Source organism: Aliihoeflea sp. 2WW (assembly GCF_000497755.1).
Classification (GTDB): domain Bacteria; phylum Pseudomonadota; class Alphaproteobacteria; order Rhizobiales; family Rhizobiaceae; genus Aliihoeflea.
Map to the genome: position 1 here is coordinate 256251 of NZ_AYOD01000001.1, position 24201 is coordinate 280451.

21 protein-coding genes are annotated in these 24201 nt (G+C 62.4%); 14 read left to right on the plus strand and 7 right to left on the minus strand.

Annotation, left to right across the window (positions count from 1 at the left end; translation table 11 throughout):
• Nucleotides 1-39: 39 nt before the first annotated feature.
• The 10 genes from frr (at nt 40) to ALII_RS0101350 (ending at nt 10433) form a co-directional block, all read left to right on the plus strand.
• Nucleotides 40-600, plus strand: a complete 561-nt coding sequence (frr, locus tag ALII_RS0101305) for a ribosome recycling factor (protein WP_024585536.1) — start codon at nt 40-42, stop codon at nt 598-600.
• Between the two features lie 42 nt (nt 601-642).
• A complete protein-coding gene (locus ALII_RS0101310) occupies nt 643-1362 on the plus strand; it encodes an isoprenyl transferase (protein WP_024585537.1) in 720 nt (239 codons plus the stop codon).
• Nucleotides 1363-1382: 20 nt separating this feature from the next.
• Nucleotides 1383-2198, plus strand: a complete 816-nt coding sequence (locus tag ALII_RS0101315; protein WP_280113744.1) for a CDP-archaeol synthase — start codon at nt 1383-1385, stop codon at nt 2196-2198.
• 92 nt (nt 2199-2290) lie between these two features.
• On the plus strand, nt 2291-3427 hold the full coding sequence (rseP, locus tag ALII_RS0101320; RefSeq protein ID WP_024585539.1) for an RIP metalloprotease RseP: 1137 nt from the start codon (nt 2291-2293) through the stop codon (nt 3425-3427).
• Between the two features lie 205 nt (nt 3428-3632).
• Entirely contained in the window at nt 3633-6005 is a 2373-nt protein-coding gene (gene bamA, locus ALII_RS0101325) for an outer membrane protein assembly factor BamA (protein ID WP_024585540.1), read from the plus strand.
• A 49-nt stretch (nt 6006-6054) separates the two neighbouring features.
• Complete coding sequence (gene lpxD / locus ALII_RS0101330; protein ID WP_024585541.1) at nt 6055-7116, plus strand: UDP-3-O-(3-hydroxymyristoyl)glucosamine N-acyltransferase; 1062 nt, start codon at nt 6055-6057, stop codon at nt 7114-7116.
• Nucleotides 7109-7576, plus strand: a complete 468-nt coding sequence (gene fabZ / locus ALII_RS0101335) for a 3-hydroxyacyl-ACP dehydratase FabZ (protein WP_024585542.1) — start codon at nt 7109-7111, stop codon at nt 7574-7576. Before lpxD ends, fabZ begins: the two co-directional genes overlap by 8 nt.
• A gap of 4 nt (nt 7577-7580) precedes the next feature.
• Nucleotides 7581-8411 carry an acyl-ACP--UDP-N-acetylglucosamine O-acyltransferase gene (gene lpxA, locus ALII_RS0101340; protein WP_024585543.1) on the plus strand — a complete coding sequence of 277 codons (831 nt, stop codon included), beginning with the start codon at nt 7581-7583 and terminating at the stop codon, nt 8409-8411.
• Nucleotides 8398-9261: a UDP-2,3-diacylglucosamine diphosphatase LpxI gene (gene lpxI, locus ALII_RS0101345; protein ID WP_024585544.1), complete on the plus strand. Its 864-nt coding sequence runs from the start codon at nt 8398-8400 to the stop codon at nt 9259-9261. The genes lpxA and lpxI overlap by 14 nt, the downstream gene beginning before the upstream one ends.
• A complete protein-coding gene (locus tag ALII_RS0101350; RefSeq protein ID WP_024585545.1) occupies nt 9261-10433 on the plus strand; it encodes a lipid-A-disaccharide synthase in 1173 nt (390 codons plus the stop codon). The genes lpxI and ALII_RS0101350 overlap by 1 nt, the downstream gene beginning before the upstream one ends.
• A 64-nt stretch (nt 10434-10497) precedes the next feature.
• Here ALII_RS0101350 and glnA read toward each other — a convergent pair whose 3' ends face one another.
• A complete protein-coding gene (gene glnA / locus ALII_RS0101355; protein ID WP_024585546.1) occupies nt 10498-11907 on the minus strand; it encodes a type I glutamate--ammonia ligase in 1410 nt (469 codons plus the stop codon).
• A gap of 48 nt (nt 11908-11955) precedes the next feature.
• The gene (locus tag ALII_RS0101360; protein WP_024585547.1) at nt 11956-12294 is read right to left on the minus strand and encodes a P-II family nitrogen regulator; all 339 of its coding nucleotides are present in this window, start codon (nt 12292-12294) and stop codon (nt 11956-11958) included.
• Nucleotides 12295-12536: 242 nt separating this feature from the next.
• On the opposite strand from ALII_RS0101360, the gene ALII_RS0101365 reads away from it, so the two are divergent.
• The gene (locus ALII_RS0101365; RefSeq protein WP_024585548.1) at nt 12537-13406 is read left to right on the plus strand and encodes an NAD(P)H-hydrate dehydratase; all 870 of its coding nucleotides are present in this window, start codon (nt 12537-12539) and stop codon (nt 13404-13406) included.
• On the opposite strand, the gene ALII_RS0101370 is transcribed toward ALII_RS0101365, so the two are convergent.
• From ALII_RS0101370 to uvrA, 3 genes are read right to left on the minus strand one after another with little or no spacing between them, the layout of a single operon-like run.
• On the minus strand, nt 13401-14198 hold the full coding sequence (locus tag ALII_RS0101370) for a DUF72 domain-containing protein (protein WP_024585549.1): 798 nt from the start codon (nt 14196-14198) through the stop codon (nt 13401-13403). The two genes, ALII_RS0101365 and ALII_RS0101370, sit on opposite strands and share 6 nt — an antisense overlap.
• Nucleotides 14199-14246: 48 nt before the next feature.
• Nucleotides 14247-15404 (minus strand): nucleotide-binding protein, encoded by a 1158-nt coding sequence (locus ALII_RS21770; protein WP_081718856.1) that lies wholly within the window; start codon nt 15402-15404, stop codon nt 14247-14249.
• Between the two features lie 50 nt (nt 15405-15454).
• A complete protein-coding gene (gene uvrA / locus ALII_RS0101380; protein WP_024585551.1) occupies nt 15455-18379 on the minus strand; it encodes an excinuclease ABC subunit UvrA in 2925 nt (974 codons plus the stop codon).
• 625 nt (nt 18380-19004) lie between these two features.
• Here uvrA and ssb point away from each other — a divergent pair.
• Both ssb and ALII_RS0101390 read left to right on the plus strand, forming a co-directional pair.
• Nucleotides 19005-19541: a single-stranded DNA-binding protein gene (gene ssb / locus ALII_RS0101385; RefSeq protein ID WP_024585552.1), complete on the plus strand. Its 537-nt coding sequence runs from the start codon at nt 19005-19007 to the stop codon at nt 19539-19541.
• Nucleotides 19542-19807: 266 nt separating this feature from the next.
• On the plus strand, nt 19808-20305 hold the full coding sequence (locus ALII_RS0101390) for a DUF4168 domain-containing protein (RefSeq protein WP_051375732.1): 498 nt from the start codon (nt 19808-19810) through the stop codon (nt 20303-20305).
• Between the two features lie 3 nt (nt 20306-20308).
• Here the strand turns inward: ALII_RS0101390 and ALII_RS0101395 are convergent, their stop codons facing one another.
• A complete protein-coding gene (locus ALII_RS0101395; protein WP_024585554.1) occupies nt 20309-20935 on the minus strand; it encodes a MarC family protein in 627 nt (208 codons plus the stop codon).
• Nucleotides 20936-21206: 271 nt separating this feature from the next.
• On the opposite strand from ALII_RS0101395, the gene gyrA reads away from it, so the two are divergent.
• Nucleotides 21207-24011 (plus strand): DNA gyrase subunit A, encoded by a 2805-nt coding sequence (gyrA, locus tag ALII_RS0101400; RefSeq protein WP_024585555.1) that lies wholly within the window; start codon nt 21207-21209, stop codon nt 24009-24011.
• Here gyrA and ALII_RS23220 read toward each other — a convergent pair.
• Nucleotides 24005-24136: a hypothetical protein gene (locus tag ALII_RS23220; RefSeq protein ID WP_280113745.1), complete on the minus strand. Its 132-nt coding sequence runs from the start codon at nt 24134-24136 to the stop codon at nt 24005-24007. The two genes, gyrA and ALII_RS23220, sit on opposite strands and share 7 nt — an antisense overlap.
• Between the last annotated feature and the right edge of the window lie 65 nt (nt 24137-24201).

The window sequence follows — 24201 nt, forward strand, 5'->3', positions numbered from 1 at the left end:
ATAAAAGACGGACCGGCGCTGCCGGCAGAGGAGACGAAGATGAGCGAAGGCGTGGACTTCAAGGACCTGCAGCGCAGGATGGACGGCGCGATCTCGGCATTCAAGCATGACCTCGCATCGCTGCGGACCGGCCGCGCCTCGAGCAATCTTCTCGATCCCGTCCTCGTTCAGGCCTACGGCTCGCCGATGCCGATCAACCAGGTCGCGACCGTGACAGTGCCGGAATCGCGGATGCTTGCAGTCTCCGTCTGGGACAAGCAACTCGTCGGCGCGGTCGACCGCGCGATCCGCGAATCCAATCTCGGGCTCAACCCCATCGTCGACGGCAGCAATCTTCGCATTCCTCTGCCCGAACTCAACGAGGAGCGCCGCCGCGACCTCGTCAAGATCGCCCACCAATATACCGAGCAGGCCAAGGTGGCCGCGCGCCATGTGCGCCGCGACGGCATGGAAATCGCCAAGAAGGCGGAGAAGGACGGCGCGATCAGCCAGGACGATTCCAAGGTCCAGTCCGAGCGCGTGCAGAAGCTGACCGACGAGACGATCAAGCAGATCGACGGCCTTCTGGCCGAAAAGGAAGCCGAGATCATGCAGGTCTAGGTCGAACAGGACCTTTTCCCGAGCCTCGGAACTGGAGAGCCGGTGACCACTCCCGCGCATATCGCGATCATCATGGACGGCAACGGCCGCTGGGCGCAGGCGCGCGGGCTGCCGCGGGCTGCCGGTCATCGCGCCGGCGTCGAGGCCTTGCGCAAGACGGTTCGCAACGTTGGCGAGAGCGGCGTCAAATGGCTGACGCTCTATGCGTTTTCCTCGGAGAACTGGTCGCGGCCCGCGTCCGAGATCAGCGACCTGATGGGTCTGCTCAAGCTTTTCATCCGCCGCGATCTGGCCGATTTGCACCGCCACGGCGTACGGGTGCGCATGATCGGCGGACGGGACACGCTCGAGCCCGATATTCGTCAACTGATCGACGAGGCCGAAACGCTGACGCGCGGCAATGACGCGATGAACCTCGTCATCGCCTTCAATTACGGCTCCCGCGACGAGATCGTGCGTGGTGCGCGACACCTGGCGCAACTGGCGGCGGGCGGGCATCTCGACCCGCAATCGATCACGCCGGAAATGCTGAGCGGTGCGCTCGACACATCCGACATTCCCGATCCGGACCTGATCATCCGCACGAGCGGCGAGCAGCGCCTGTCCAATTTTCTTCTTTGGCAGGCAGCCTACAGCGAATTCGTGTTCCTGCCCTGCTTCTGGCCGGACTTCGACCGGGCCGAACTCGACCGGGCGCTGGCCTCGTTTGCCGGGCGCGAACGCCGCTTCGGCGCGGTCGATGCGCGCGGGGCGGTGTCGTGAGCGAGGCGGGGCAGACGTTCTTGACCAAGGAGCTGCGGCTGCGCATCCTGTCGGCGATCGTGATGATCGCCGTCACGCTGATCGTCACCTGGGTCGGCGACTTCTCCTTCCGCATGCTGTGCGCCGGGATCGGCGCGGCCGTCTTCTACGAATGGCTGAAGATGGCCAAGGCGCACAGCACGGCGCCCGAGCGCCAATTGTCGGGCCTGCTGATGGCGACCGCCGGCATCATCGTCCTGACGGCACCCGGTGGAGCCTTGAGCTTCGTCATGGTCGGCGCCCTGGCCGTGCTGGCGCTTTTTGCCGCGCCGATGCTGGGTTCCACGCGCTGGAACGCAGTGGGGCTCGCCTATGCGAGCCTGGCCGCGCTGTCGCTGGCGCTGCTGCGTGGAGGAGAGGTCGAGGGACTGAAGACCGTCGTCTTCGTTTTCGTCGTCGTGTGGGCGACCGACATCATGGCCTATTTCGTTGGCCGGACGTTCGGCGGTCCCAAGCTTGCCCCTGCGATTTCGCCCGGCAAGACCTGGAGCGGAGCCCTGGGCGGAACGGTGTTCGCGCTCGTCTTCGGCATGTTCGCCGCCTTCATGATGGAAACGCGACTGCCTGTCGGGGCGCTGCTCGTCCTGATCGTCGCGCTTTCGGTCGCCTCCCAGGCCGGGGACCTCTTCGAATCGTGGCTCAAGCGCCGCTTCCAGGTGAAGGATTCGAGCAAGCTCATTCCCGGTCACGGCGGGGTGATGGACCGGGTCGATGGTCTGGTTGCCGCAAGCCTGCTGCTTTACGTGATCGGGGCGGTGCTGGCCGATCCCGACCGGCCGGCGCTGGCATTCTTTTGATCGGTGGGCCGACGCGCGTCGGCAGAGCCACCGAAACGCCGCGATTTGTCCGCAACGGGCATGGCGAACGATGACATTGAAGGGGCGGTGAATTGGATTTCCTGACGGGCATATTCGGATCGGGCGGGCTCATCCTCGGCACGCTGGTCCCCTTTCTCCTCGTGCTCGCGGTCGTCGTCTTCGTCCACGAGATGGGCCACTATCTGGTCGGCCGCTGGTGCGGGATTGGCGTGGAAGCCTTCTCGATCGGATTCGGTCCGGAAATCTTCGGTTTCAACGACAGGCGCGGAACGCGCTGGAAGATCTCGGCGGTGCCGCTCGGCGGCTACGTCAAATTCGTCGGCGACATGAGCGTGACGAGCGAGCCGGATACGGAAGCGACGGCGCAGTTGACCGAAGAGCAGCGCAGGGTCGCGTTCCATACGCAGCCGGTCTGGAAGCGGGCGGCAACAGTTGCGGCCGGCCCGATCTTCAACTTCCTCCTGACGATTGCCGTCTTTGCCGTGATGTTCACCGCTTATGGCCGCTTCGTCTCGGAGCCGACCGTTGCCGAAATCCGTCCCGACAGTCCGGCCGCGGAGGCGGGCTTCGAACCGGGCGACCGCTTCGTGACCGTCAACGGCACGCGAATCTCGACCTTCGGCGACGTGCAGCGCGTCGTCTCCGCGCGCGCGGGCGACGAACTCAGCTTCGTCATGCTGCGCGATGGATCGGAAATCGAGCTGCGGGCGACGCCGGAACTGTCCGAGCAGACGGATGCGCTCGGCAACACGATTCGCATCGGCATCATCGGCGTCGTCAACAACGAGGAACTGGGTCAGCCGCGCCAGATCGTCTATGGGCCGGTCGAGGCTCTGGGCGCGGCCGTCACCGAGACGGGGCAGATCATCGCGCGTACGGGGCATTTCCTGCAGCGCTTCGTGGCCGGCCGGGAGGACAGGTGCCAGCTCGGCGGGCCGGTGCGCATTGCCGAGATGTCGGGGCAGGCGGCCTCGCTCGGGCCGATGTGGCTGGTGCAGCTCATCGCTCTTTTGTCGGTCGGGATAGGTTTCCTCAACCTTCTGCCCATTCCCCCACTGGACGGCGGCCATCTGGTCTTCTATGCCGCTGAAGCCGTTCGCGGACGACCGGTTTCGGAACGGGTGATGGAGGGGTTCTACAAGGTGGGGATGCTCGCCGTCCTGGGCTTCATGGCGTTCGTTTTCTGGAACGACATATTCGGCTGCTGACGGCTCAACACCCTGAAAATTCAGGCTCCATTTACCATGGATGGGAATTTGCGTGACGCGAATGCCACGCTTTCGGACTTAGTAAATGCAAATTAACCGGCAGCCTTGCGTGTAGGGAAAATCCGGTTAATACCGTATGGGGTTTGCGGCTCAGTTCCGTCATTCTCGCGACGGGGACAACGAGAACAAAAGGTTTCTAAGCCAAATGAAGGCAGCTTCGAATTTCAAGAGCGCCGCTTCGGCGATTGCACTTTCCACCGCTCTGGCGGCGGTCGGCACCGTTGCCGTGCAGCTCGCAAGCACGACCGCAGCATATGCGGCAGTCGTCAGCAGCATCGACGTGCGGGGGAATCAGCGCGTCAGCGACGAGACGGTGATCGGCAATCTCGGCATCCAGCCGGGCGTCCAGTTCGACAGCGCGGACATCAACGCGGCCGTCGTGCGCCTTTTCGAGACGCGGCTCTTCTCCGACGTGCGCATCAACCAGTCCGGCTCGACGCTGGTGGTAGAAGTCTCCGAATATTCGATCGTCAATCAGGTGCTGTTCCAGGGCAATTCGCGCGTCAAGGACGATGCGCTGACGGCCGCCGTTCAGCTTCGGCCGCGTGGTGCCTACTCGGCCGACGCGATGAATTCCGACATCGAAGCGATTCGCCAGGCCTATGCCCGCGTCGGTCGCGACGACACGACGGTGACCGCGCAGACGGTCGACCTCGGCGACAACCGCGTCAACGTCGTCTACCAGATCCAGGAAGGCGACCGCACCAAGATCGGTTCCATCACCTTCGAAGGCAACCAGGCGTTCAGCGACGGTCGCCTGCGTGACGTCGTCTCGACGCGCCAGTCGAACTTCCTGTCCTGGCTGACGCGCAACGACATCTATGATGCCGACCGCCTGCGTGCGGACGAGGAAACGCTGCGCCGCTTCTACTACAATCGTGGCTACGCCGATTTCCGCGTCCTGTCTTCGGATGCGCAGTTCAACGAAGCCGCCAACGAATATTCGATCGTCTTCACCATCGACGAAGGCCAGCGCTATACGTTCGGCAATGTCGCGATCGAAAGCTCGATCCCGGGCGTCGATGCGGAAAGCTATCGCCGCAGCATCGATACGCGCGAAGGCCGCGTGTATAACGCCGCGGACGTCGAAAGCTCCATCGTCGGCCTGACGGAAGACGTCGCCGGCTCGGGCTATGCGTTCGCGCAGGTCACGCCGCGCGGCAACCGCAATTTCGAGAACCGCACGATCGACGTCGTCTACACGGTCGACGAAGGCCCGCGCGCCTATGTCGAGCGGATCGAAATCCGCGGCAACACCCGCACGCGTGACTATGTCATCCGCCGCGAGTTCGACCTGAGTGAGGGCGACGCCTTCAACCAGATTCTCGTGCAGCGCGCGCGCCGTCGTCTCGAGCGTCTCGATTTCTTCGAGTCGGTCAACATCGCGACCGCGCCCGGCTCGCAGCCCGACCAGGTCGTGCTGGTGGTCGAGGTCGTCGAGAAGGCGACCGGTGAATTCTCGATCGGTGCTGGCTATTCGACCGGCGAGACGATCAACCGCGGCGCCGGCGTTTCCGTGGAAGGCTCGGTCAGCGAGCGCAACTTCCTCGGCCGCGGCCAGTTCATCCGCGTCGCCGCATCGGGCGGCCGCGATTCGCGCGACTACTCGCTGTCGTTCACGGAGCCCTATTTCCTCGGGCGCCGCATCTCGGCCGGTTTCGACATCTTCCGCCAGACGCGTGAATTCGACACCTATGAAAGCCAGGTCGATGGCGGCACGATCCGCTTCGGCCTGCCGATCACCGAGGCACTGAGCACGCAGCTCGCCTACAACTACACGCGCGAGTCCTATGACTACCGCGACGGTTGCCTCGATTCCTCCGGTGCTTTCGATCCCTCGCTGTGCAACATCTCGCCTGTCCTGCAGAGCGCGATCGAATCGCAGAGCCCGTGGATCAAGTCGTCGGTCAGCGGCGGTTTGATCTACAACACGATCGACAACATGCAGAACCCGCGTGACGGCTTCTATGCCACGTTCACGACGGAAGTCGCCGGTCTCGGTGGCGATGCGAACTGGGTCAAGTTCACGACGCGCGGCAACTACTACCGGACGCTGTCGGAAGAACTCGATCTCGTCGGCGTGCTGACGGCCGGTGCGGGTCATATCGAAGGCTTCGGCGATGACGGCCTGCGCGTCTTCGACCTGTTCCGCTCGAACGACCGCATCATCCGCGGCTTCGATTTCAACGGAATCGGGCCCTATGACGTGACGAACGGTACGATCGACCATCTCGGTGGAACGACCTATTTCCACGCGTCGGCCGAGGCGCAGTTCCCGTTCCCGGCGCTGCCGCAGAGCCTGGGTCTTCGCGGTGCGGTGTTCGCCGATGCCGCCACGCTTCACGGCAACGACTTCACGGCTCTCGGAACCGGCGCATCGCTTCGCGCTTCGGTCGGTGCGGGCATTCTCTGGGCGTCGCCCTTCGGTCCGATCCGCGTCGACTACGCGGTTCCGGTCGCCAAGGAAGACACGGACGAAGTCCAGAATTTCAGCTTCGGCATCTCGACCCGGTTCTAAGGGTGGGACGCTTTTCGGGGCGGGTCGCGCCCCGAAAGTGCAGGCATGAATGACAGATCCGCTCTTCTTTGAGCCGGCACGAACCTTTTCGGTTGGCGAGATTGCTGCGCTTACGGGCGCGGATCTCGCCAATGCCGCTTACGCCGAAACGCCGGTCAGCCGTATCGCTCCCGTCTCAGAGTCGGGCGAGGGGGCGCTCGTGTTCGTGGATGGCAAGCGCAATGCGCACCATCTGACGGGCCTGAAGGCGACTGCCGTGCTGTGCACGTCCGATATCGCCGATCAGGTTCCCTCCGGAGTGGCTGTCCTCGTCACCCGCAAGCCGCAATACGCGTTCGCAACCGTCGGGCGCCTGCTTTTCCCGACGGCTGCCAAGCCGGCGGCGCTGACGTCGGAGACCGGAATTTCGGATCGCGCCTATGTCGACCCGACCGCGCAGGTTGAGGACGGAGCGATCATCGAGCCGGGGGCCGTCGTCGGAGCAGGGGCGCATGTCGGCTCCGGAACCGTCGTCGCACCCAACGCCGTCATCGGGCGCAATTGCCGGGTCGGGCGCGATTGCTATATCGGCCCCAACGTTTCCGTTCAGTATGCGCTGGTCGGCAATCGCGTGCTGATCTATGGCGGCGCGCAGATCGGGCAGGATGGGTTCGGCTTCGTCACCGGTCCGCGCGGGCCGGAAAAGATGCCGCAGATCGGCCGGGTCATCATCCAGGACGATGTCGAGATCGGCGCGAACACGACCGTCGATCGCGGGGCCATGTCCGATACCGTGATCGGCGAGGGCAGCAAGATCGACAATCTCGTGCAGATCGCCCACAATGTACGTCTGGGGCGCGGCTGCGTGATCGCCGGCCATTGCGGCCTGTCGGGCTCGGTGACGCTGGGCGACTACGTGATGCTCGGCGGACGTGTCGGGCTTGCCGACCATGTCACGATCGGAACCGGTGCCGCGGTCGCGGCGGCCAGCGGCGTCATGCACGACATTCCGGACGGCGGCAGGTGGGGCGGTATGCCCGCCCAGCCGATGAAGGACTTCTTCCGCGAAGTCACCTATATCCGCAAACTCGTATCCGGCTCGCGAAAGACCAAGGAAGGCGGCGATGACTGACGGCAATCCGACGACGCTCGACACTTTGACCATCCAGGACTTGCTGAAGCTTCTGCCGCATCGCTATCCGTTCCTGCTGGTCGACAAGATCATCGAGATCAATGGCGACGAATCGGCCATCGGCATCAAGAACGTGACGATGAACGAGCCGCATTTCACCGGCCACTTCCCGGAATTCCCGGTGATGCCGGGGGTGCTGATCATCGAGGCAATGGCGCAGACCGCCGGGGCGATCTGCATCAACAAGACGGCTGCCGAAACGCCGTCTCTGGTCTATTTCATGACGATCGACGGCGCGAAGTTCCGCAAGCCGGTGGTGCCGGGCGACCGGCTCGAAATGCACGTGAAGAAGCTGAAGCAGCGCGGAAATATCTGGCGCTTCGGCTGCGAGGCCATCGTTGACGGCGCCAAGGTCGCGGAGGCGGAGATTTCCGCCATGATGTCGGCCAAGCAGGGCTGACGGCATGGCCGACGAGACGTTCATCCATCCCTCGGCGGTCGTCGAGACCGGTGCCAAGCTGGGTCTCGGTGTCCATGTCGGGCCGTTCTGCCATGTTGGGCCGGATGCCGAGATCGGCGATCGGGTGCGGATGGTGAGCCATGTCACGGTGCTCGGCGCGACGACGATCGGCGCCGATTGCAGGATCTGGCCGAATGCCGTTCTCGGCGGACCGCCGCAAAGCGTGCGGCACAAGGGCGGGCGCACGACGCTGACGGTTGGCACCAACTGCGAAATCCGCGAGGGCGTCACCTTCAATCTCGGCACAGATACGTCGCGCGGCGCGACGACCGTCGGCTCGAACGGCTATTTCATGGCGCAGTCGCATGTCGCGCATGACTGCATCGTAGGCGACAACGTGACGATGGCGAACTCCACCGCGCTCGGCGGGCATAGCGAAATCGGCGATTTCGTCACGATCGGCGGGCTTGCTGCCGTGCATCAGTTCGTGCGCGTCGGCCACCACGCCTTCATTGGCGGCTATGCCGCCGTCGTCGGTGACGTGATCCCATATGGGATGGCGGTCGGCGACCGGGCGAAGCTGCGCGGGCTGAACGTCATCGGCATCAAGCGGTCGGGCCATTCGCGCGCCGAACTGATGGAAATGCGCGCCGCCTACAAGATGCTCTTCGCGCCGGGACGAACGCTCGCCGAAGCGATCCCGCTCGTTGCCGCCGAATATGGTCACGCGCCCGCAGTCGCCGACATCCTCTCCTTCCTGCAGGCGCGCGGGAAGCGCTACTTCACGGTGCCGGCCCTGAGTGATCGCGGCGTCGAAACCGATGACGAGGATTGACCTGGCCGAGGGCCGGATCGGGCTGATCGCAGGCAGTGGACGCCTGCCAATCGAAATCATCGAGAGCCTCAATGCGCGCGGCGCGAAACCCTTTCTGGTCCTGATCGAGGGCGAGGCGGAGCCGCTGCCGCTCTTCACTAGCCATGAGCATGGCTGGCTGCGGGTCGAGGATTTCGGCCGGTTGGTGCCGATGCTCAAATCCGCCGGGGTCGAACGGGTCGTGATGGCGGGCGGGGTCGCGCGTCGCCCGGCGCTGAAGTCGATACGCTGGTCGTGGTCGCTCGTCTCGATGCTGCCGCGGCTCGTCACGGCGCTCGCATCCGGCGACGACGTCCTCTTGCGCACCATCATCGGGCATCTGGAAGCGCACGGCATCGCGGTGGTCGGCGCGCATGAACTGGCGCCCGACCTACTCGCAGGCGCCGGCCTGATTGCCGGGCCGAAGCCGTCGGCTGCCGACATGCGGGATGTTCACGCCGCGGCGCAAGCGGCGCGCGCGATCGGCGCGCTCGATATCGGGCAGGCCGCGATTGCGATCGGGGGACGGGCGGTCGCACTCGAAGGCATCGAGGGAACTGAAGGGCTGATCGAACGCGTTGCCGGCATGCGCGGTCACGGCCGGCTTGCCGGACGCAGCGGCGGCGTGCTCGTCAAATGCGCCAAGCCCGCACAGGATTTGCGCGCCGACCTGCCGGCGATCGGGCCGGATACGGTCGACGCCGCATTTGCGGCCGGATTGAAGGGTATCGCGCTCGACGCGGAGCGGGCTTTCATTCTGGATTTCGCAACGACCGTGGCGCGCGCGAAGGCGCACGGCGTCTTCATCTATGGCCTGAAGGGTGACGATTGATGCAGGCTTTGAAGATCGCCATCGTGGCCGGCGAGGAATCGGGCGACCTTCTGGGGGGCGACCTCGTCGACGCGATAGCGCGCCTGACGGGGCGGCCGATCGAACTCGTCGGCGTCGGCGGGCGGCATCTGGAAGCGCGCGGGCTCAACTCTTTCTTTGACGGATCGCAGATCGCATTGATGGGCGTGACCGCCGTCGTGAAGGATTTGCCTCGGCTGATCGGCCGGCTGAACCAGACCGCCAAGGCGATCGCGGCAGAGCGGCCGGACTGCCTCATCACCATCGACAGCCCGGAATTCTCGCTGCGCGTCGCGCGCAAGGTGCGCGCGATCGTGCCCACCATCCCGACGGTTCACTATGTCTGCCCGAGCGTCTGGGCGTGGCGACCGGGCAGGGCGGTGGAGATGAAGCCCTATATCGACCACATCTTGTGCCTGCTGCCTTTCGAGCCGGGCGAGCTCGAGCGGCTCGGCGGGCCATCCGGCACGTTTGTCGGCCACCGGTTGACGCAGGATGCCGGCTTGCGGCATGCCGCCGCCGCGCAGATGACGCGCGGCGATCCGGCCTGGGGGACGAAGTCGCTGCTGGTTCTTCCCGGCTCGCGCCGGGCGGAAGTGACGAGCCTGATCGGGCCGTTCGGCGAGACGGTAAGGGAACTCGTCGCGCGCGGAAACCGCTTCGAGGTGTACATTCCGACCGTGCCGAAGGTCGCGGCGCTGGTTCACGACGCGATCGCCGACTGGCCGGTGCCGACGCGGATCATCGAGGATGCAGAAGGCAAGTACGAGGCGTTCGCCCGAGCGGATGCGGCGCTTGCCGCTTCAGGTACGGTCTCGCTGGAGCTTGCGCTGGCGCGGGTGCCGCTGGTCGCCTGCTACAAGACCGATGCGATCTGGCGCGCGCTGATGAGCCTGGTGAAGACCTGGTCGGCGTCGTTGCCCAATTTGATCGCTGATTGGCCGGTCGTGCCGGAATATTACAACGAATATGTGCGGCCGGGGAACCTCGCGCGGGCGATCGAGCAGATCTGGGCGGCGACGCCGGCGCGCGCGACGCAGATGCACGGTTTCGACATCGTCGCGCAGCGGCTCCACACCGAGCGACCGGCCGGCGAGATCGGCGCCGAGGCGGTGCTGGCGACGATCGAAGCGCAGCACCGGCACTGGCAGTAGCCATTCGCGGCAACGAAAAAGGGCGGCCCGAGAGCCGCCCTTTCGCATTTCAGACGCGGTCCGATCAGACCGAATAGTACATGTCGAATTCGATCGGGTGCGGCGTCATTTCGAAACGCAGCACTTCGGCCATCTTGAGCTCGATGTAGGAATCGATCTGGTCGTCGTCGAACACGCCGCCGGCCTTCAGGAAGCCGCGATCCTTGTCGAGCGAGGTCAGCGCTTCGCGCAGCGAACCGCAGACGGTCGGGATCTTCTTCAGTTCCTTCGGCGGCAGATCGTAGAGATCCTTGTCCATGGCCTGGCCCGGGTGGATCTTGTTCTTGATGCCGTCGAGGCCGGCCATCAGCATCGCCGAGAAGGCGAGGTACGGATTGGCGGTCGGATCGGGGAAGCGGACCTCGACGCGCTTGGCCTTCGGCGAGTTGCCGAACGGAATGCGGCAGGAGGCCGAGCGGTTGCGTGCCGAATAGGCGAGCAGAACCGGGGCTTCGAAGCCGGGGACCAGACGCTTGTAGGAGTTGGTCGAGGGGTTGGTGAAGGCGTTGAGCGCCTTGGCGTGCTTGATGATGCCGCCGATGAAGAACAGGCAGTTCTCCGACAGGCCCGCATATTCGTTGCCGGCGAAGGTGGGCTTGCCGCCCTTCCAGATCGACATGTGGACGTGCATGCCCGAGCCGTTGTCGCCGTAGATCGGCTTCGGCATGAAGGTTGCCGTCTTGCCGTAGGCGTTGGCGACCTGGTGGATGACATACTTGTAGATCTGCATCTTGTCGGCGTTGCGGGTCAGCGCGTCGAACTTGATGCCGAGCTCATGCTGAGCGGCAGCCACTTCGTGGTGGTGCTTTTCGACGACGACGCCCATCTCCGACATGACCGAGAGCATCTCGGAACGCATGTCCTGCAGCGAATCGATCGGCGGAACCGGGAAATAGCCGCCCTTTACGCGCGGACGGTGGCCGAGGTTGCCGGTCTCGTATTCGGAATCGTCGTTGGACGGCAGTTCCGAGGAGTCGAGCTTGAAGCCGGTGTTGTAGGGATCGGCCTTGTACTTGACGTCGTCGAAGACGAAGAATTCGGCTTCCGGGCCGACATAGACCTCGTCGCCGAAGCCTTCCGAACGCAGATAGGCTTCGGCCTTCTTGGCGGTCGTGCGCGGATCGCGGTTGTAGGCCTCGCCCGAGACGGGATCGAGAATGTCGCAGACGATGACCATGGTCGACTGGGCGAAGAACGGGTCCATGTGCGCCGTCTCGGTGTCGGGCATGAGCACCATGTCGGACTCGTTGATGGCCTTCCAGCCACCGATCGACGAGCCGTCGAACATGACGCCATCGGCGAACATGTCTTCGTCGACGGCCGCGATGTCCATCGTCACGTGCTGCAGCTTGCCCTTGGGATCGGTGAAGCGCAGGTCGACGAACTTGACGTCCTCGTCCTTGATCCGCTTGAGGATGTCATTTGCTGTGGTCATTTTCAGTTTCCCTGTAGTTGAACTTTGAAATCCCTGATCGGCCCGCGCCTAGATGGCGTCGATGCCGGTCTCTCCCGTCCGGATGCGCACGACTTCCTCGACATTCGAGACGAAGATCTTGCCGTCGCCGATCCGCCCCGTCTGCGCCGCCTTGCGGATCGCCTCGATCGCCTGCTCGACATGGTCGTCGCCAAGCACGACCTCGATCTTCACCTTGGGAAGAAAATCGACGACGTATTCGGCCCCCCGATAAAGCTCGGTGTGACCCTTCTGGCGACCAAAGCCCTTCGCCTCGGTCACGGTGATGCCCTGAAGCCCGACTTCCTGAAGAGCTTCCTTCACCTCGTCGAGCTTGAAAGGCTTGATGATCGCCTCGATCTTTTTCATGCGAAATTGGCCTCCGATACGATAAAAACGAGGCTGACAGTCCCGTTTCGCCGAAAAGAATGCACGGTCCGTGCCAGTTTTGGCGATTCCGCGTCTCGTTTTCGGGTTTTTTGCAGAAAGCCGCGATTGCCGCGCTGGCCACAGACGGGCAAGCATGATGGCAGCGGAAAACGGGCACGGTCCGAGAGAATGTTGATCGTTGATGTGCACATGAAACAGGCAGAGTGCGAGCATAATGGGCAATGACTGATCCCCTCGCCAAGACGCCACCCCGCAATCTGCCCGAGCTTTGGGCGGCGCGCTTGCCGCGGCCGGCGCGCGATGCCCACAAATATCGACGGGGGCACGTGCTTGTGCTTTCCGGCGGGCCGCTGAACACCGGCGCCGCGCGGCTGTCGGCGAAAGGCGCGGCGCGGGCAGGAGCGGGTGCGGTCACCGTCGGATCGCCGCGCGATGCGCTGGCTGCGAACGCGGCGCATCTGACGTCGACCATGCTGGCGGAGATCGAGGATGTCGGTTCGCTGCTGGCGTTTTTGGAAGAGCGCTTTCCGCCGGCGGTGGTCATCGGTCCGGCGTTTGGGGTGGGCGGAAAGTGCCGGGCGTTCGTCGAGACGATCCTGACGAGTGCCGTTGGGGGCAGGAGCGCGACTGCGGTTCTGGACGCGGATGCGATCACCTCGTTCAAGGACGAGGCGGATCGTCTGTTCGGGCTGATCGCCCGCTCCGAGTGGAAGGTCGTCTTGACGCCGCATGAGGGCGAGTTCAGGCGACTGTTTGGGGATAAGGCGGATGGTCTGAAGGCGGATCACGCGTGCCAGGCGGCGCGGCGCTCGGGTGCGATCGTCGTCTATAAAGGGCCGAATACGACGATCGCCGCGCCGGATGGACGCATTGCCGTCAACGAGAACGGATCGCCCTTTCTGGCGACCGCCGGTTCCGGCGACGTATTGGGGGGAATGATCGCGGGGCTGGCCGGGCAGGGAATGCCGGCGTTCGAGGCGGCCTGCGCCGCCGTCTGGATTCACGCCGAGGCCGGAACGCGGTTTGGGCCGGGGCTGATCGCCGACGATTTGCCGGACATGCTGCCGGCGATCCTGCGCGAACTCCTATGAGTTCACGCGCTCCATGAAGGCCTGCGCGGCCTGCGGCGCGCGGACTTTGCCTTCGTGGATAAAATAGACGAACACGTCGCGAGGGCGCTTTTCCGGGGTCGATTTCGGGTCGGCCTTCGATAGTTCGACCGGCTCGCCGCCCTCGGCCCAGATTCGCGCACGCTCGGCCCATTGGTCGAGTTCGGCGGGCGGGTATGCCGTCGGCACGTCATCCTCGCCCTTTTGCAGGCGCGCATAGACAAAATCGGCCGTCACATCGGCGATTTCCGGATAGGTGTGGTGGTCGGCATAACAGATCGCCGCCTTGTGCTTGCGCGCCAGCGCGACGAATTCGGGAACCGCGAAGCTCTCGTGACGCACTTCGAGCACATGGCGGAAGGAAACCCCGTCGCGGCTTTCGGGCAGGAGCTTCAGGAAGTCTTCGAAATCGTCGGCCTCGAACTTCTTTGTCGGCGCGAACTGCCAGACGATCGGGCCGAGCTTGTCGCCCATTTCGGCAACTCCGGTGTCGAAGAAGCGCTGCATCGATTCGCCGGCCTCCGAAAGCACCTTGCGGTTGGTGACGAAGCGGTTGCCCTTGACCGAAAAGACGAAGCCCTCCGGTACATCCGCCGCCCATTTGGCGAAGGTCTCGGGCGTCTGGCCGCGATAGTAGGTGCCGTTGATCTCGATCGTCGGAATCTGCCGGCTGGCAAACTCGAGCTGCTTCTTCTTCGCAAGCTTGTCGGGATAGAATGTGCCTTCCCATGGCTCGAAGGTCCAGCCGCCGATGCCCGCGCGGATAAGTGCCATAATCACGCCCCAAAATTCTCAAGAAGGTTCTTGTATCTACCCAGCAAGTTAAATTGGCCCAAACTCGCGCCGCAAAGTAGCAATCACATCACCAAACACTTCGGCAATACGCCCCTTCTTAAAACGCAATTGTTGTACACCATCAAAATTTGACGCAAGCTCGATCCCTTCTTCAACGATGAGAATCGCTCGATCAAAGCCCAGCTTGCCTTGGAAAAGACCGCGCTCGTGAACAACGTTCTGCCGAGCGCGCAGGCCGTTTTCTGATGTCTTGTCCTCACCAGTTAGCACTAATAACGCGAAATTAGATGTATCCTGCATACTCTCAAGTATATCTCTTATCGTATGCCCTGCTCGATTTCCTGTCTCGTAGGACTCAACATTTATACGATGTTTGTCTTGGAGATGAGATTTGAGTTTTTGCCATTGAGTATTTCTGCCATGACCAATGAAAACACGCAGGAACTTTGCCGTCGTAATATTTTCACGAACTTCGATCATCGAACTAGGTTCGCAGTCTCGGAACGTGGCAATCAATCGATCAATTTCGCTACGATTTGTAGATGATACGGTCACATGAGTTTCTGAGTTCGTTGAGGAAACAATTACTCGACGAGAGCCACGGTCTTCGCGAACATCCAAGTAACATTCGCTAAAATCGTGACGAGAATACATCTTTATGAATTCGTCTATGGAGCCAAATATTATCTTGTCGCCTCCGCTCCAAATTTCAGCAGCCGATATGCGCAAATCCTTATTTTCAGCAATTTCGCTGAGCATCGAGCATGTCCGCTGCAATATGTCTACTTTAAATATTACGCCGGGAAATTCACTTTTTCTAGTTATGATGGGGAGATCGGGAGGAGGGGGCAGAATTTGCGATTTTGGAATGGATTCGAAAATATGAAAAACACAATGGATAAATTCGAAATCATTTGAACTGACACTTAACTCCAATGTTGATCGTCGCACGTCAATGTACACATATCGATTTTCAGACGTACCGACATGCAAATTGCTTATGTTATATTCATATTGCAATTCATTCAGATACTGATCAATATTATCTAATGTGATATCTGTATTTTCCCTTGAAATATGCAGGCGACTAAACCGCAAATCGGCAGCGTCTTTGAAGACTTGCTGCAGTAGGCTCTTTTGGGCCGATCCAGTGATTCGATAAGGATAGGTTTTGCTCTTCTGCATTTACACCTCGTCGCGGTCTTTGAACGATATACGTAATTCAACGACTAATTCTATTCCGCTGCCTCGGCCTTGCCAATGATTGGCCGGCGTTCGAGGAGTTCCTTGAGGAACTGGCCAGTGTAGCTTTTCGGCTCGGCGACGACGTCCTCGGGCGTTCCGGAGGCGACGAGTTGGCCGCCGCCGTCGCCGCCTTCCGGACCGAGGTCGAGCACCCAGTCGGCGGTCTTGATGACTTCGAGATTGTGCTCGATGACGACGACCGTGTTGCCCTGGTCGACGAGCTCGTGCAGCACTTCGAGCAGCTTGGCGACGTCGTGGAAATGAAGGCCGGTGGTCGGCTCGTCGAGGATGTAGAGCGTCTTGCCGGTCGCCTTGCGCGACAATTCCTTGGCCAGCTTGATGCGCTGCGCCTCGCCGCCCGAAAGCGTCGTTGCCTGCTGGCCGATATGGATGTAGCCGAGACCGACCTTCTTCAACGTCTCCATCTTGTCGCGCACGGCGGGTACGGCGGCGAAGAAGTCGACGCCTTCCTCGACCGTCATGTCGAGCACGTCGGCAATCGACTTGCCCTTGAAGGTGACGTCGAGCGTCTCGCGATTGTAGCGCTTGCCGTGGCAGACGTCGCAGGTGACGTAGACGTCGGGCAGGAAGTGCATCTCGATCTTGATGACGCCGTCGCCTTGGCACGCCTCGCAGCGGCCGCCCTTGACGTTGAAGGAGAAGCGGCCCGGCTGGTAGCCGCGCGCCTTGGCTTCGGGCAGGCCCGCGAACCAGTCGCGGATCGGCGTGAAGGCGCCGGTGTAGGTTGCCGGGTTGGAGCGCGGCGTGCGGCCGATGGGTGACTGATCGATGTCGATGACCTTGTCGAGGAATTCGAGGCCTTCGATCCTTTCGTGTTCGGCGGGGTGTTCGCGCGAGCCCATGATGCGGCGCGAGGCGGCCTTGAAGAGCGTCTCGATGAGGAAGGTCGACTTGCCGCCGCCCGACACGCCCGTGACGGCGGTGAAGGTGCCGAGCGGAATTTCGGCGGTGACATCGCGCAGATTGTTGCCACGCGCGCCGACGACTTTGATGCGCTTGCCCTTTTTCGATTTCCGGCGCTCGGCCGGAAGAGGAACGCCCAGCGAGCCGGACAGATACTGACCGGTCAGCGAGTTCGGGTTGGCCATGATCTCGGCCGGTTTGCCCTCGGCAATGACATTGCCACCATGGATGCCCGCAGCGGGGCCGATATCGACGACGTGGTCGGCCTGGAGAATCGCGTCTTCGTCATGCTCGACGACGATGACCGTATTGCCGAGGTCGCGAAGGTGCTTCAGCGTGTCCAGGAGGCGAGCATTGTCACGCTGGTGGAGGCCGATGGACGGCTCGTCCAACACGTAGAGCACGCCGGTAAGGCCAGAGCCGATCTGCGAGGCGAGGCGAATGCGCTGGCTCTCGCCGCCGGACAGGGTGCCGGAATTGCGCGACATGGTGAGATAGTCGAGGCCGACATCGTTCAGGAAGCGCAGGCGTTCGCGGATTTCCTTCAGAATGCGGACGGCGATCTCATTGTGCTTTTCGTTGAGCGCCTTTGGCAGTTCCTCGAACCAGCCGACCGCCTTGCGGATCGACATCTCGGTGACCTGGCCGATGTGGTGGCCGGCGATCTTGACGGCCAACGCCTCGGGCTTGAGGCGGTAGCCGTTGCAGGCCGGGCAGGGGGTTGCCGACATGAAGCGCTCGATCTCTTCGCGCATCCAGGCGGATTCGGTTTCCTTCCACCGGCGCTGAAGGTTCGGGATCACGCCCTCGAAGGTCTTCGAGGTCTTGTAGTTGCGCATGCCGTCATCATAGGAAAACTCGACCTTGCGCGAGCCGGTGCCGTGGAGGATGGCGTTGCGGCCTTCCTCGCCGATGTCGCGCCAGCGATCGCCGATCTTGAAGCCATAGGCGCGCCCGAGACCTTCGAGCGTCTGGACGTAATAGGGCGAGGACGATTTTGCCCAGGGCGCGACCGCTCCCTCGCGCAGCGATACGTGCTCCTCGGGAACGATGAGCGACGGATCGATCGCCTTCTGGCTGCCAAGGCCGTCGCAGGTGGGGCAGGCGCCGAAAGGATTGTTGAACGAAAACAGCCGCGGCTCGATCTCGGGAATGGTAAAGCCCGAGACGGGACACGCGAACTTTTCGGAGAACAGGATGCGCTCATGCGTCTCGTTCTTCGACTTGTTGACGGCGTCGGCGCCCGTCATCTGTTCACTAAGCGGCTTGTCGGCGAACTCGGCGATGACGAGACCTTCGGCAAGACGCAGCGCGGTTTCCATCGAATCCGCGAGCCGCGTCGCCAGATCGCCGCGCACCACGATGCGGTCGACCACGACGTCGATGTCGTGCTTGTATTTCTTGTCGAGCGCAGGGACGTCGGCGATCTCATAGAAGGTGCCGTCGACCTTCACGCGCTGGAAGCCCTTCTTCATCAGCTCGGCGAGTTCCTTCTTGTACTCGCCCTTCCGGCCACGCACGATCGGCGCCAGGATATAGAGACGCGTGCCTTCCTCGATTTGGAGCACCCGGTCGACCATCTGGCTGACCGTCTGGCTCTCGATCGGAAGGCCTGTCGCGGGCGAATAGGGGATGCCGATGCGCGCGAAGAGCAGGCGCATGTAGTCGTAGATTTCGGTGACGGTGCCGACCGTCGAACGCGGATTCTTCGACGTCGTCTTCTGCTCGATCGAGATGGCGGGGGAGAGGCCGTCGATCTGGTCGACGTCCGGCTTCTGCATCATTTCCAGGAACTGGCGGGCATAGGCCGACAGGCTCTCGACGTAGCGGCGCTGGCCTTCGGCATAGATCGTGTCAAAGGCGAGCGAGGACTTGCCGGAGCCTGAAACGCCCGTCATCACGATCAGGCTGTCGCGCGGCAGATCGATGTCGAGATTTTTCAGATTGTGCTCGCGCGCGCCGCGCACGGAAATGAATTTGTGGTCCGCCATGAGCCGAACGTCGCCTTCCTGATTGCGATGCCGGGAAATTGCCGTCCGGCCAAGCCGCACATGTAGGTATTCCCGCGCTTCCGTCGAGGGCGGCACGCAGGCTAGTTTCTTTTGCTGCTTTTCAATCGCCGCTTCAAGCAAAAAGAACGAAGAAGGAACATGCTCCTGACACCGATTTCGCCTTGACCTAACGGCAGGGCGAAGGCACGATGAAACCGTCAGCCGATCAAGGTCGGCGACACCCGAGAGACAATCATGAGGTGAGGCATGACTCCACCGGATAGGCTCTTCTGACTGCCTGACGCAGTCGCGCCGACCGCTTGTCGGTGATCAACCCAAAATCAGAGACGATTGTCGAACGACGTCTAGTCGCTTTCGAAATAATATATCGATACTCGGATATCGATACTGTTGCCCAAGAGGCGACAAGAAGGCCCCTCGAACCCTTGATGGTCAGGGGCCTTTGCTTTTTGCGAGCGCCGGATTTCCGCTTGATCTCAGCTTCGAGTTTCGATAGAACAAAATAAGAACATGTTTGTTGTGGAACGTCGGCACTTCGCCGGAGCGTCGTCGGGCGGCATCCATTATGGTGCCGGCACAAAGTGTATGTAATCTGGAGAGCGATATGGCAGGCAGCGTCAACAAGGTCATTCTGGTGGGCAATCTCGGGGCCGATCCGGAAACGCGCCGCCTGAACTCGGGCGATCCGGTAGTCAATCTGCGCATCGCGACTTCGGAAAGCTGGCGCGACAAAAATTCCGGCGAGCGCAAGGAAAAGACCGAGTGGCATCAGGTCGTCATCTTCAACGACAACCTCGCCAAGGTGGCCGAGCAGTATCTGAAGAAGGGCATGAAGGTCTATATCGAGGGCGCGCTCCAGACCCGTAAGTGGGAGAAGGATGGCGTCGAGCGCTATACGACCGAGATCGTGCTGCAGAAATTCCGCGGCGAACTGCAGATGCTGGATTCGCGCGGGCAGGGCGGCGATCAGGGCCAGGTCGGCTATGGTGGTGGCGGCGGATATTCGGGCGGTGGCGGCGGTGGTCGCGGCGGCGATTTCGGCCAGTCCGGTCCCTCTGACGATCGCGGTCGTGGCGGGCAGTCCGGCGGCGGTGGCGGAGGTGGCTACGGCCGCGATCTGGACGACGAAATTCCGTTCTGATCTTTCCCATTCGTTATGAATTCGCAAAGGGCCGGTGCAGATAGCGCCGGCCCTTTTTGAATTTTTGTCTCATCTTCAAAGATCAATTGAGTGGCAATTCGAACAATCGATGCCAATCTCCGGATTGCTGAAATCACCCGGCGTTGTCGGATGAATACATGGTTGCGTTTTCCCTCGATGGGCTTCTCCCAAGCCTGTCGAAGCAATGTGACCGAACATGCCGGAATTGCGAAATACTTCCGGCAATCGAAATGGAAGGGCGTAATATGCCGATGAATACGAAGATCCGCGCAGCAATTCTCGCGACCACTCTGGGCTTTGCGGGAGCGACCGCGCTTCCTGCTATCGCGCAGGAGACGATGGAAGCGCCCGCTGCACAGGCTCCCGCCGAACAGACTGCGCCCGCTGCAAACTACGACGAGGCGAAGCTGCAATCTTTCGTCGTCGCATTCCTCCAGGTCGACCAGATCAACCGGACTTACGCGCCGCAGCTTCAGGAAGCCGAGGGCGAGGACGCGCAGAACACCGTTCGCGAGCAGGCCAGCGAAGAGATGGTCGATGCGGTCGAGTCCGTCGACGGCATCACGGTCGAGGAGTACGGCACGATCATCCAGCAGGCGCAGACCGATCCGGCGCTCGCCGAGCAGATCAACACCTACATACAGGCGGCTGTCGGCCAGCCGGCGCAGCCCGCAGCACCTGCTGAACCTTCCGCAGCCCCGGCCGAGCCGGCGGCTCCGGCCGAGCCTGCGCCAGCACAGTAAGGCTCAAGCGGCCGCCATCAGCGCCTTGATGCCGTCGGCGACGAACTGGACTGCCAGCGCGGCCAGGATGACGCCAAGAAGGCGCGTGAGGATCGATCGACCGGTTTCGCCCAGAAACCGGTCGATCCGTTCTGCGGCGATGAAGACGAGCCAGGTCAGCCCGATGCAGGCGGCGATGATCGCGACCAGCAGGGCGCGATGGGGTGCGGAGTCGAAGGTGCCGGACAAGAGGACGGTCGCCGAGATCGCGCCCGGCCCGGCGATCAGCGGCAGCGCCAGCGGGAACGCGGCGATGTTGCGGATATGGTCGACGGTGATCGCGGCGTCTGCGCTCTTCTCCTTGCGCTCGTTGCGGCGCTCGAAGATCATCTCGAATGCGATGTAGAAGAGCAGAAGCCCGCCGGCCACGCGGAAGGCGGGAAGCGTGATGCCGAAGACCGCCAGGATGGTCGTGCCCGCGATGGCGAACAGCGCCAGGATGGCGAAGGCGATGACGCTTGCCCTGAGCCCGACTTGTGCGCGCTCGGCGCGGTTCATGCCGCCCGTCAGCGCCAGGAAGAGTGGCGCCAGCCCCGGCGGGTCGATCGTCACGAGAAGCGTCACGAAGGCGTTGAAGATGGCGTCGAACACGTCGGAATCCGGGGTGCGAGTGGCTCGAAGGAGCGTCCTTATCGCATGTTCGGGCCGCTGCCGCATCCTCGTGGAGGCGGATGGTGGATGAGCCCGATCGCCACACGATCGCCGCGTTTTCCCCAGTTTGTCGCGACAAATCGAATTGGGCTCGCTAACGCCTTGATAAGGCGTAGGTTATTCGGCGCCGCGTGCAGGCGACGCGTTTGGCATTTTCGGTGCCGTTCCTATATAAGTTGCCTGTGATTCATCAGCACGATCGTGAACCCACTTGACCGATTTGACGACACCGCGCGGGCCGCAGGGCGGACCGGACGACATCGAGCCGATTTCCATCATCGAGGAAATGCAGCGTTCCTATCTCGATTACGCCATGAGCGTGATCGTGAGCCGGGCGCTGCCGGACGTGCGCGACGGGCTGAAGCCGGTGCATCGGCGCATTCTCTACGCCAGCCATGAGAGCGCCTATTACTGGAACCGGAAATACGTGAAATCGGCGCGACCGGTCGCCGACGTCATGGGTAAATACCATCCGCATGGCGATGCCTCGATCTACGACGCGCTGGTGCGCATGGCGCAGGACTGGTCGCTGCGCGTGCCGCTGATCGACGGGCAGGGCAATTTCGGCTCGATCGACGGCGATCCGCCGGCGGCGATGCGCTACACGGAATCGCGCCTGACCAAGGTCGCGCACGAACTGCTCGAGGATATCGACAAGGAAACGGTCGACTGGCAGGACACCTACGATTCCTCCGGCCAGGAACCGAAGGTCCTGCCGGCGCGCTTTCCGAACCTTCTGGTCAACGGTTCGGGCGGCATCGCGGTCGGCATGGCGACGAACATCCCGCCGCACAATCTCGTCGAGGTCGTCGATGGCTGCATCGCGCTGATCGACAATCCGGCGATCGAGCTGCACGAATTGATGGAGATCATCCCCGGTCCCGATTTCCCGACCGGCGGCATCGTGCTCGGCAAGGCGGGTATCCGCAGCGCCTATGAAACGGGCCGCGGCTCGATCCTGATGCGCGGTAAGGTGCATGTCGAACCGATGCGGGGCGACCGCGAGGCGATCATCGTCACCGAGGTGCCGTTCCAGGTGAACAAGGCATCGATGATCGAGAAGATGGCCGAACTCGTGCGCGACAAGCGCATCGAGGGCATCTCGGACATTCGCGACGAATCCGACCGCCAGGGCTATCGCGTCGTCATCGAACTGAAGCGCGATGCCGTTGCCGACGTCATCTTGAACCAGCTCTACCGCTTCACGCCGCTGCAGACCTCGTTCGGCGCGAACATCGTCGCGCTGAATGGCGGCAAGCCGGAGCAGCTCAACCTGCTCGACATGCTGCGTGCCTTCGTGTTCTTCCGCGAGGACGTCGTCAGCCGGCGCACCAAGTATCTGCTGCGCAAGGCGCGCGAGCGCGCGCACGTGCTGGTTGGTCTCGCCATTGCCGTCGCCAATATCGACGAGATCATTGCGCTCATCCGCAAGGCGCCGGACCCGCAGACGGCGCGTGAACAGTTGATGACGCGGCGCTGGCCGGCGCATGACGTCGAAGCGCTGATCCGCTTGATCGATGATCCGCGCCACCGGATCAACGAGGACGGCACCTACAACCTGTCCGAAGAGCAGGCCCGCGCGATCCTCGAGCTGCGCCTGCAGCGCCTGACCGCGCTCGGCCGCGACGAGATCGCCGACGAGCTGAACGCAATCGGTGACGAGATCAAGGATTTCCTCGACATCCTGTCGTCGCGCGCCCGCATCCAGCAGATCGTCAAGGATGAATTGATCGCGGTTCGCGACGAGTTCGGCACGCCGCGGCGCACCGAGCTTGCCGAAGGCGGCGCGGACATGGACGACGAGGACCTGATCGCGCGCGAGGACATGGTCGTCACTGTCAGCCACTCCGGCTACATCAAGCGCGTGCCGCTCTCGATCTATCGGGCGCAGCGACGCGGCGGCAAAGGCCGTTCGGGCATGTCGACACGCGACGAGGATTTCGTCACGCGCCTGTTCGTCGCCAGCACGCACACGCCGATCCTATTCTTCTCCTCACGCGGCATCGTCTACAAGGAAAAGGTCTGGCGCCTGCCGATCGGCACGCCGCAGTCGCGCGGCAAGTTCCTGCGCAACATGCTGCCGCTTCAGGAAGGCGAGCGCATCACGACCATCATGCCGCTTCCGGAAGACGAGGATAGCTGGGGCAATCTCGACGTCATGTTCGCGACGACCCGGGGCACCGTTCGCCGCAACAAGCTGTCCGATTTCACGCAGGTCAACCGCAACGGCAAGATCGCGATGAAGCTCGACGAGGAGGGCGACGAGATTCTTGGCGTCTATACCTGCACCGAGCATGACGACATCCTGCTGACCGCAGGTTCTGGGCAGTGCATCCGCTTCCCGGTCACCGACGTGCGGGTGTTCCAAAGCCGCAATTCGACGGGCGTGCGCGGCATCAACCTCGGTGACGGCGACAGCGTCATCTCGATGGCGATCCTGCACCATGTCGATGCGACGCCGGCCGAGCGTGCCGCCTATCTGAAGCAGTCTGCCGCCGAACGGCGTGCAGTGACGGGCGAAGAGGAAGAAATCGCGCTGACCAACGAGGAAGTGACCGACGACGCGCAGATCGATGGCGATCGCTATGAGGAACTGAAGGCGCGGGAGGAATTCGTTCTGACCGTGAGCGAAAAGGGCTACGGCAAACGCTCGTCGTCTTACGATTTCCGCGTCATTGGCCGCGGTGGCAAGGGAATTCGCGCGACGGACGTTTCGAAGACCGGAGAAATAGGCTCACTCATCGCCGCTTTCCCGGTGGAGAACGAAGACCAGATCATGCTGGTTTCGAATGCGGGACAGGTCATCCGGGTGCCGGTCAATGGCATCCGCTTCGCCAGCCGCGCCACTAAGGGCGTGACGATCTTCAATACGGCGAAGGACGAAAAGGTCGTTTCGGTGGAGCGGATTTCGGACCCGCAGAACGACGAGGAAGAACTCGAGAGCGAAGCCGAGATCGTGGCGCAGACCGCTGCGGAGGCTGCAGGCGGTCCGAATGCGACAGGAGAGGATCAGTAGCGGTAGCGGTTGATCTTCTGCTGACGGCTCTCGACACGAACGCGCTGGGCTTCCTGATGAAGGCCGAATGCCGTGGCGATCAGCATTGCGAGGGTCATGGTGGCTGCGAGCATGATGATGATCATGGTGTGTCTCCTTGCCGAATTAACGACGAATGAATCAAAAGGTTTCATCGGCTGTCTTGACAATC

Coding starts and splice junctions, on each gene's coding strand:
- lpxD (WP_024585541.1), top strand. CDS start 6,055: ATGACAGATCCGCTCTTCTTTGAGCCGGCACGAACCTTTTCGGTTGGC.
- glnA (WP_024585546.1), bottom strand. CDS start 11,907: ATGACCACAGCAAATGACATCCTCAAGCGGATCAAGGACGAGGACGTC.
- frr (WP_024585536.1), top strand. CDS start 40: ATGAGCGAAGGCGTGGACTTCAAGGACCTGCAGCGCAGGATGGACGGC.
- ssb (WP_024585552.1), top strand. CDS start 19,005: ATGGCAGGCAGCGTCAACAAGGTCATTCTGGTGGGCAATCTCGGGGCC.
- uvrA (WP_024585551.1), bottom strand. CDS start 18,379: ATGGCGGACCACAAATTCATTTCCGTGCGCGGCGCGCGCGAGCACAAT.
- ALII_RS0101360 (WP_024585547.1), bottom strand. CDS start 12,294: ATGAAAAAGATCGAGGCGATCATCAAGCCTTTCAAGCTCGACGAGGTG.
- lpxI (WP_024585544.1), top strand. CDS start 8,398: ATGACGAGGATTGACCTGGCCGAGGGCCGGATCGGGCTGATCGCAGGC.
- bamA (WP_024585540.1), top strand. CDS start 3,633: ATGAAGGCAGCTTCGAATTTCAAGAGCGCCGCTTCGGCGATTGCACTT.
- ALII_RS0101365 (WP_024585548.1), top strand. CDS start 12,537: ATGACTGATCCCCTCGCCAAGACGCCACCCCGCAATCTGCCCGAGCTT.
- ALII_RS21770 (WP_081718856.1), bottom strand. CDS start 15,404: ATGCAGAAGAGCAAAACCTATCCTTATCGAATCACTGGATCGGCCCAA.
- ALII_RS0101390 (WP_051375732.1), top strand. CDS start 19,808: ATGCCGATGAATACGAAGATCCGCGCAGCAATTCTCGCGACCACTCTG.
- lpxA (WP_024585543.1), top strand. CDS start 7,581: ATGGCCGACGAGACGTTCATCCATCCCTCGGCGGTCGTCGAGACCGGT.
- fabZ (WP_024585542.1), top strand. CDS start 7,109: ATGACTGACGGCAATCCGACGACGCTCGACACTTTGACCATCCAGGAC.
- ALII_RS0101370 (WP_024585549.1), bottom strand. CDS start 14,198: ATGGCACTTATCCGCGCGGGCATCGGCGGCTGGACCTTCGAGCCATGG.
- ALII_RS0101350 (WP_024585545.1), top strand. CDS start 9,261: ATGCAGGCTTTGAAGATCGCCATCGTGGCCGGCGAGGAATCGGGCGAC.
- ALII_RS23220 (WP_280113745.1), bottom strand. CDS start 24,136: ATGATCATCATCATGCTCGCAGCCACCATGACCCTCGCAATGCTGATC.